The following is a 6,759-nucleotide window of genomic DNA, read 5'->3' on the forward strand; positions in this document are numbered from 1 at the left end:
TCGGCACGCCCGCCGCGTCCCGACCCGCGCGCGGCGGCGATCAACCAGCGCCGCGCGGCCGGCCACGCCGAAGTCGGTGCACGCCACCTGGGCATGGCCACGGCCGTCGCCGCGGCGTGCGAGGCGGGCGACGGCCATGCGCATTCCACCGCTCGTCGCGATTGACTTCCGATGAACGGCCCTCAAGAATCTGACGGGCAAGCGCGCGGCAACGCGCGCAACCGTCCGTCCCCGAGGACACCACCGTGCCCACCTATAGCCGCAACGACCTGGCCACGCTGAATGCGTTCAGCGTGATCTGCCGCCGCAAGAGTTTCCGGCTTGCCGCCGCGGAACTGGGCGTGACCGCCTCCGCCCTGAGCCACGCGCTGCGCGGCCTGGAGGAGAAGCTCGGCGTGAAGCTGCTGAACCGCACCACGCGCGCGATCTCGCCGACCGATGCCGGCGCCGCGCTGGTGCGCGGCCTCGATCTCGGCTTCGAGCATATCGAGGGCGCGCTGGCCGAACTGTCCCAGTTCCGCAACACGCCTTCGGGCCTGATCCGCCTGAACGTGCCGCGCGACGCCTCGCAACTGCTGATCAGCCCGATCCTGGGCCGCTACCTGAACCGCTTTCCGAAGTCGCAGATCGAGGTGGTGGTCGACGACGGCATGGTCGACATCGTCAAGGGCGGCTTCGACGCCGGCATCCGCTACGGCCGCAGCGTGCCGCAGGACATGGTGGGGATTCCGCTCACACCCGATCTCGAATGGGTGCTGGCCGCCTCGCCCGACTACCTGCGCCTGCACGGCACGCCGCGCGAGCCCACCGAACTGCTCGCCCATTCCTGCATCCGCATGCGGCTCGGCGACGAGTCGCTCTATCAATGGGAGCTCGGCACCGGCAAGCGGGCCTGCCGGATCGACGTGCCGGGCCGCGTGATCCTCAACGAGACCGATGCGGTGGTGGAAGCCGCGCTGGCGAACGTGGGCATCGCCTACTGCCTGAAGCAGCGCATCTCGCGCCATCTCGAGAGCGGCCGGCTGCTGCTGGTGATGTCCGACTGGGCGCCGCCCGTCGAGCCCTTCGTGATGTACTACCCGAGCCGCCGGCAACTGTCGGCGAGCCTGGTGCAGCTGGTGCAGATGATCCGCGAGGACCACGGCCTGCCCGAGTTCAAGCGGCCGGGCTGAGGCGCCCCGCGATAGCGACACGTCCTGGCAGTTCCCTTGGCCGCCGCCGCGAGTCGTCTCGCCGTGGCGGTTTTTTTATCGACGGATCAAGCGACGATGGAAGCGCGAGCGCACAGCAAGACAAGGGCGCGCGACTGTGGACAAGCCGGCGATGACAGCAAACTCGTCGGCACATGCCGGCGCCAGCCGGCAAACGCTGTGGAAAACCACCGAACGCGCGCGCCTGTGCCGCTTCAGGCCAGCACCGGGTAACCGAGCGCTGTCGCCTCCTCGGCGAAGCGCGCGATGGTCTCGTAATCGGCGGGCGCGAGCCGTTCGAAGCGCAGCAGACGCAGCTCGCGCGCGCGGGCCGGGTCCGCCGCGAGCGCCGTATCGAGCGCCTCGCGCAGCTTCGCGACCTGCTCCTCGTCGAGCCGGCGCGAGGCGATCAGCGGCAGGCCCGGCGCGCTCGCGGTGACGCCGATCACGCGGATCGCATCGAGCCGCTCGGGCAGCGCGTCGCGCAGGCAGGCAAACGTCACGCAATCGATCGCCGCGCAATCGGCCTGGCCCGCGGCCAGCGCCTCCAGCACCTTGCGATGCGACCCGAAGGCGGTGGCCGAGGCGAAGAAACGCCCGCCGCGCGCGAGCGGCGCGACGGCATGACGAAATGCATTCATGCCGCTGTGCGAATCCTCGCCGTTATAGGCGGCGCGCAGGCCGCGGCAACCGGCCAGCGTGGTCGCGCCGCCGGCATGCGCGGCGGCCGACACCACCAGCCAGCTCGAATAACGCGCGCCCTCGCAGCCCTCGACGTCGAACACCGGCGTCGCCACCAGATGCGTCAGCGCATCGAGCCCGAGCATGCGGAACGGGTAACCGCAGGTCTGCGACAGCAGCAGGTCCTCGCGGCGCCACAGCGGCAGCAACTCGCCGAAGGGCTCGCCGAGCAGTTCGACCCCGCGCGGGCCACCCGCGCGCGCGAAGGCCGCCAGCGTGTCGGCCAGCAACGCGCGCCAGGCCGCGCCCAGGCGCGGCGTGACGTTGTACATCGGCAACCCGGCGACCCACTGGCTCATGCGTTTGCACTCCCGAGATCAGAAGACATGGCGGATGCCCGCGCGCCCCACCGCCTGCTTCTGGTTCGACGAGGGATTGAAGCCGGCGATCTGGGCCACCGCCGCGTCGCCCGCCGCCTTCTGGTAGGCGCCCATCACATAGACCGTGGTGCGCTTGGACAGCGCATATTCTGCGCTCAGGTTGAACTGCTTGTATTTCGGCACGCCGTCGGTGGCGTGGTCGCGGCCCGTGGTGTAGGTGTAGCCGGCCGACAGCGTCAGCGCCGGGGTGGGCGTGACGATGGTCGAGATCTCGTAGTTCTGGAAGGTGGCATCGTGGCCGGCGCTGCCCTGCTGGAAGTTGGTGTTGGTGAAGTCCACCAGCAGCTTGACGATCGGCAGCACCTGGTAGGACGCGCCCACCCCGAACACCTTCTGCGCGCGCGCCGCGTTCAGGTAGTCGCCGTAGATCGCGTTGGTGAAGCCGGGATAGTTCTGGTAGCCCTGGGTCGAGACGCCGGGATTGTTGATGCGCAGGTAGCCCACGCCGAAGCCGAACGGGCCGCCCGCGTAGCTGGCGCCGACGCTGAAGGTGGCGTTGTCGGAGAAGCGCCCCGGCTGGCCGCCGAACGCATAGAGCCCGCCGAAGGTGAAGCCGGCCAGGGTCGGGCTGCGGTACTTGACGGCGTTCGCGATCGGGAAGCCGTTGTCGGTGTTGTCCATGTCGTTCGGGTGAGCGAAATAATAGCCCCCGACGTTGCCGTTCAGCGTGAAAGGCTCGACGAAGTCGACGATCGAATCCCATTGCCGGCCCAAGGTGAGCGTGCCGTAGCGAGAGTTGCTCAAGCCCACGTAGGCATTGCGCGAGAAACCGAGCCCGCTGCCCAGCCGCCCCGAGTTGATGTCGAAGCCGCTTTCCAGGCGGAAGATCGCCGAGGTGCCGCCGCCCAGGTCCTCGCCGCCGCGCACGCCCCAGCGGCTGCCGGCCGTCACGCCCGAGGCGAGCTGCTGCAGGTGGTGGCCCTGCACGTTGCTGACGAAGTCGACACCGTCCTCGACGATGCCGTAGAGCGTGATGCTGCTTTGCGCATGCGCGCCGGCGGCCGCGGCCAGCGGCAGCGCGAGCAGGATTCTCTTCATTGTGGATGACCCGTTGTTGGAGTGGATTGAAGGTCGTGTCGACGGACGGCCGACTATAAGGATGCCTTGGCATCGTGGCAACCAAGGAATTCCGGATTGGTTTTCCGGTTTTGCCGCTGGACGCGCCGCCGGTTTCCTCGTCGATGCCGGCCCGGCGGGCCTCAGCCGGGCAAGGCATGCCGCCAGCGAAATGCGGCCTTTCCAATCTCCGGGTCCGTGATAAGCAAATGCGAATCCGTTGATTGGCCGCATGGCGGCGATTCGCTAGAGTTCCCATTTCGTCGTGATCACCGCGGACCGCGCCGCTCGACAGGCGCGGCCGATCATCGGGCATTGAGAAGGAATCCGAAACCAAGATGAACCCATCCCCCACGCTGCGTCTCGCCGCCTTCTCCCTGCTGGCCCTCGCCGCCTTCGGCCCCGCCCTGCCCGCGCAGGCCGCCGCGCCGATCGTGGTGTCCTCGAAGATCGACACCGAGGGCAGCCTGCTCGGCCAGTTGATCGCGCAGTCGCTGAAGGCGCACGGCCTGGCGGTGACCGACAAGATCTCGCTGGGCACCACGCCGATCGTGCGCAAGGCGCTGACCACCGGCGAGATCGATATCTATCCCGAGTACACCGGCAACGCCGCGTTCTTCTTCAACAAGGCCGACGACCCGCTCTGGCGCGATGCCGCCCGCGGCTACGCCGCCGCCCGGCAGCTCGACTACCAGGCCAACCACCTGGTCTGGCTCACGCCGGCGCCGGCCAGCAATACCTGGGGCGTGGCGCTGCTGGCCGGGCTCGCGAAGGCCAACCACCTGCGCAGCTTCAGCGACTTCGGCAAGTGGGTGACGGCCGGCGGCAAGGTCAAGCTGGTCGCCTCGGCGGAGTTCGTGAACAGCGCCTCGGCCCTGCCCGCCTTCGAGAAGACCTACGGCTTCAGGCTCAAGCCGGACCAGTTGCTGGTGCTTTCCGGCGGCGACACCGCCGTCACCATCAAGACCGCGGCCAGCCAGACCGACGGCGTGAACGCGGCGATGGTCTACAGCACCGACGGCGCGATCGAATCGGCCGGCCTGGTGGTGCTCGACGACGACAGGAAGGTGCAGCCCGTCTACGCGCCCACGCCGGTGATCCGCGAGGCGGTGCTGAAGGCGCATCCCGAGATCGACGGCATCCTCAAGCCGGTGTTCGCCAGCCTCGACCTGAAGACGCTGCAGACGCTCAACAACCGGATCCAGCTCAACGGCGAGCCGGCCGCGGGCGTGGCCGCGCAGTACCTGAAGGCCAAGGGCTTCGTCAAATGAGTTCGGGCGCCGGCGAGCGGCGTGCCGTGATCCAAGCCGGCGTGCCGCGTCGCGGCCGCCGCCCGTTCCACCATCTCGTCACGACATGGCCGAATATTTCGATGTAGACCACGCCAATGCCATCGGCCGGCTCGGCGCGCGCTTCACGGCGCGCAGCGAATGGCCCACCTGGCTGCTGATCGTCGCCGTCTATGGCGGCTGGCTCGCCGTAATGTTGCTGCTGCGCGCCGGCACCTTGTCGGTCGCCCTCGCCACGCCGCTGCTGATCCTCATCGCCGCCTGGCACATGTCGCTGCAGCACGAGCTGCTGCACGGCCACCCGACGCGGCGCGAATGGCTCAACCGCCTGCTCGGCTATCCGGCGCTGGCGATCTGGTATCCCTACACGCTCTATCGCGAGGCCCATCTCGCCCATCACCGCGACGACGACCTGACCGTGCCCGGCGTCGACCCGGAAGGCAACTACGTGCCGCGCGGCCAGTGGGCCGGGCTGCCGCGCTGGCTCAAGGCGCTGTGGGTGCTGCGCAAGACCTTTCTCGGCCGGCTGGTGGTGGGGCCGCCGATGAGCGTCGGCACCATGCTGGCCAGGGAGTTCGCCAAGGTCCGTCGCGGCGAGCGCGGCACGATCCGGATGTGGGCGACCCATGGCGCCTGCGTGGCGCTGCTGCTGGCCTGGGTGCAATGGGCCACCGGCATGCCCTGGTGGTACTACCTGCTCGCCGTCAGTTGGCCCGCGCTGTCGGTGGCGATGATCCGCTCGCTCTACGAGCATCGCGCGGCGGCTCATCCGAAGGCGCGCATCGCGATCAACGAGGCCGGCTTCGCGATGCGCCTGCTCTATCTCAACAACAACTACCACCTGGTGCACCACGACCTGCCCGGCGTGGCGTGGTTCGACCTGCCGGCCGCCTACCGGATGCGGCGCGAGGCCTATGTCGAGAAATGCGACGGCTTCCTGATCCGCGGCGGCTACCTGGAATTGCTGCGCCGCCATGCCTGGCGCCCCACCGACGCGCCCGAGCATCCGTTCCGCCACGCGACGGTGGCGATCTCGGGCAGCGGCGGCAGGATCGCGGTGATCGATGGTTGCCTGCAGATCAGCAGTTGAGGGCGCGGCTCACGCATCGCCGCGCCGCCTTCACGGCTTCGCGCAGGCGGTCTCGTCGCGATTGACGATCTTCAGCATCGAGCGATCGGAGATCATCGCCGAGAAGCGATGCTGCCTGGCATCGCGCGTGAGCGTGACCAGCAGGTCGCCGCGTCGATAGATGTCGAGCTGCTCGTCGGGCGAGCGCTTGCGGCCGATCAGGCCGGCGTAGTCGGCGTCGGGCAGGCGCGCGAAGCCGTCGGCGCGCAGCCGCCTGGCGACGCGCTGGGCAGCGTCGCCCGCGTCGGACAGGAAGTACAGCAACGCGCCGTTGCCCATCAGGCTCTTGACCTGCGAATCCTCCATCCCGAACAGCGCCACGCCGAGCGCCTCGCCGTCGAAGATGCGGCAGCTCGGGCCGGTTCGCGACATCTGCAGGTAGCTGCCGTAATGCGGCGTGCACACGCTCTGCGTGGCCGGGTTGGCATCCTCGACGTCGTGCGGGATGGCACGCAGCTCCGTCATCATCTCGCCGACGTTGTGGGTCGGCGTGAAGCGGTCGAGGCCGGGACATTCCGGCAGGCTGGCGGTGTTGTTGATCGAGAAACCGTAGCCGGCCGCCGAGGCGGCCTGCGCGAGGCAGCCGAACGATACCGCGAGGATCCACTTGTCGAGTTTCATCTGCCTGGGCCGGGCCGGCGCGCGTGGGAAGGCGCGTATTGTCGGGGATCGGCGTGCTTCTGTCGATCGGCCGCCCGTCACGGCCCATTGCCGAAAGCCCTTCGAAATCCGCTCGCCGGCAGCCGCGATCCGAGAATAAAAAGACCTCCGGCCCATCGCAGTCGCCACCGACCCGCGATGCCCGGAGGCAAAACACCCTCACCAGGGCGTGACCTCGATCCTTGACCGCCCGCCTCAGCGAGGCACCATCGAAGCCGGCTGCCCGGCGCGCCGCCCGCGCGCCGCGAGCACCCAGACCAGGGCCGCCACCGCGATCGCCAGGCATCCCGCCACCGTCAGCGCGGCCGCGAACC

Annotated in this window: 6 protein-coding genes; 3 read left to right on the forward strand and 3 right to left on the reverse strand. The window is 69.0% G+C overall.

From position 1 onward, the window contains the following. Positions 1 to 245: 245 nt before the first annotated feature. Positions 246 to 1,172 (forward strand): LysR family transcriptional regulator, encoded by a 927-nt coding sequence (locus F3J10_RS33500; RefSeq protein WP_167234351.1) that lies wholly within the window; start codon positions 246 to 248, stop codon positions 1,170 to 1,172. 233 nt (positions 1,173 to 1,405) lie between these two features. On the opposite strand, the gene F3J10_RS33505 is transcribed toward F3J10_RS33500, so the two are convergent. Both F3J10_RS33505 and F3J10_RS33510 read right to left on the reverse strand, forming a co-directional pair. Further along, positions 1,406 to 2,230 carry a PhnD/SsuA/transferrin family substrate-binding protein gene (locus tag F3J10_RS33505; protein ID WP_167243875.1) on the reverse strand — a complete coding sequence of 275 codons (825 nt, stop codon included), beginning with the start codon at positions 2,228 to 2,230 and terminating at the stop codon, positions 1,406 to 1,408. A gap of 18 nt (positions 2,231 to 2,248) precedes the next feature. Further along, positions 2,249 to 3,349, reverse strand: coding sequence for a porin (locus F3J10_RS33510; protein ID WP_025096920.1), 1,101 nt, complete (start codon positions 3,347 to 3,349; stop codon positions 2,249 to 2,251). Positions 3,350 to 3,705: 356 nt separating this feature from the next. Here F3J10_RS33510 and F3J10_RS33515 point away from each other — a divergent pair, with 356 nt between their 5' ends. Next, positions 3,706 to 4,638, forward strand: a complete 933-nt coding sequence (locus tag F3J10_RS33515) for an ABC transporter substrate-binding protein (protein ID WP_029949278.1) — start codon at positions 3,706 to 3,708, stop codon at positions 4,636 to 4,638. An 85-nt stretch (positions 4,639 to 4,723) separates the two neighbouring features. After that, entirely contained in the window at positions 4,724 to 5,746 is a 1,023-nt protein-coding gene (locus F3J10_RS33520; protein WP_105819339.1) for a fatty acid desaturase, read from the forward strand. Positions 5,747 to 5,776: 30 nt separating this feature from the next. Here the strand turns inward: F3J10_RS33520 and F3J10_RS33525 are convergent, their stop codons facing one another. Next, positions 5,777 to 6,406 (reverse strand): hypothetical protein, encoded by a 630-nt coding sequence (locus F3J10_RS33525; RefSeq protein WP_036033274.1) that lies wholly within the window; start codon positions 6,404 to 6,406, stop codon positions 5,777 to 5,779. Positions 6,407 to 6,759 lie beyond the last annotated feature (353 nt).

Origin of the sequence: Burkholderia sp. Cy-637 (assembly GCF_011753175.1) — a bacterium.
GTDB lineage: Bacteria > Pseudomonadota > Gammaproteobacteria > Burkholderiales > Burkholderiaceae > Burkholderia > Burkholderia gladioli.